General features: G+C 52.6%; 1 pseudogene. It reads right to left on the bottom strand.

Going from position 1 to position 1,787, the window contains the following annotated elements:
• Nucleotides 1-1,787: pseudogene (locus AC1RRY_RS21885) on the bottom strand (gliding motility-associated C-terminal domain-containing protein); the annotation flags it as partial.

Raw genomic sequence — 1,787 nt, 5'->3', positions numbered from 1 at the left:
CTGTTCACCGCTGTTATATAGTAACACCCTGCAAAGCCGTCTGCCAATGGCCGTGTGTGGGTATAGCTCGTCTCTGGTGGTATTCCATTCAGTGAGGTCAGCAGCTTCGGGGTCTCTTCTTTGTAGCGTGCATAGTATACGTTGTACCGGATGATGTCGTTCCGGCATATGGTGTTCCCTGTGCTCACTGGGGTTGTCCACTGCAGGTGGTTGCTCACTGTGTTCGACTGACAGATCGCTTCTCTGTCTAATGTCTTGCAGTCCAGGTCGTCTATCGTCAATTGCGGTGGACAGGGTGGGGTGTCGTCTATCGGTGTGGCACACATCACTTGTGACAGGTTATGCAGTATCCCGAACTGTGGCAGTCTGGCATAGGTGCCTACGGTCTCTACTTTGTAGCAGTAGCTGCTGTCTATCTTCATCGCTATGCTCTGGTTCCCATCGGCTTCGTATCGGTCTATCCCGTCGTCCAGGTAGCTGTAGGTGTTCACTGCTTGTACGGATACTTCTGCGATGATGTGAAACACGCCCGGGTTCTGTCTGTCTTCTCTGTAGATGAGGTGCTTCTGGTTGTCGTTGCTCCAGGGTACGTTGGCCTGCCAGTTTAATCGTACCCGTTGGGCGTCTGAACTTGCCGTCAGTCTTACGCTGCTGGCTAGCTGGCTCTCGGCTAGTGTCTTGTCGCTCTCGTATATAAAGGCTACTTTGTAGCTGTAGCCGTTCTGCTGGGTGTTCAGATTCTTGTCTGTGTAGACGGTGTCTGCGGTCTGGTTGTTCACCTGGGTCGGCAGGGTGGCTATCAGTTGAAATAAGCCGCCACTGATGCCGGTCGATCTGTATAGCTGGTAGGCATAGGGGCCTTTGGTCGCTGTGCTGTCGAAGTTTAATGGTCGTGTCCATTTGACTGTGATCTCTCCGGCACTCGTGCTGGTCTTCTCTACGCTTACGTTGGTGATTACCGGGGCTTTCTGCGGTATCTCACTCCCGATGCAGGCTTCGTTTGAGGGTACGCTCGGCATGGATACAAAGTCTGTCAGTGAGAGTCTGGCTACGATGCTGTAGCTGTAGATAACGCCCGGCTGTGCTTTGGTATCTGTATAGGTGGTGTCTCCGGCGCTTACTCTGGCAATTTCTACAAAGCCTAAGGCTGCCGGCAGCCCTATCTGGCATTGGGCCGGTATGTAGTTCGAGCAGCCTTCTTTCCGGTATATGATTAGTTCCGACTTTTCATCCGGCAGGTTGCAGTCCGGGTAGCGTTGCCATCGCAGGTCTACGCCGCTTGCGGTGTTCCGGGCTAGTAAGCCTACCGGGCGGGGGGGGATGACCCGTATCTTGATCGTCCGGATGTCGGTCATCTGTACTGAGGTCCGACCGGGAAAGTCTTCTACTTTAAATAATACATCGTAGGCTTGTTCTCTGACATGTTTACAGTTGGTCTCCCATGTAAAGGTCCCTTCTGCGGGGCTGTTCTGAATGGTATTGAGGGGGGTGAACTGGGCTTCTTTGGGTGCTACGAAATCTACGTGGCCTTCGGCGTCCCGGTTGTAGACGCCACTGGTCGTTGATATTTTTATCCGGTTATTGTCGGGGTCCCGGGCGGTTACTTTGAATTCTATCTTTTGTCCGGCTTCTACGCAGATAGTGGCTGGTACTGTTAATAACGGCCGCTTGTTGGGGGTCTCTACTACTATAATCTGCATGTCACGCGTTATCTCGCCTATCTTTGTGTAGCTACCGTTCAGGCCTTTCCGCCATTCTTCTACGATAAAGGCTACGTTGACCTGGTA

Source organism: Emticicia sp. GW821-FHT11C11, assembly GCF_058808615.1.
This window is presented reverse-complemented; position numbering and strand designations above follow the sequence as displayed.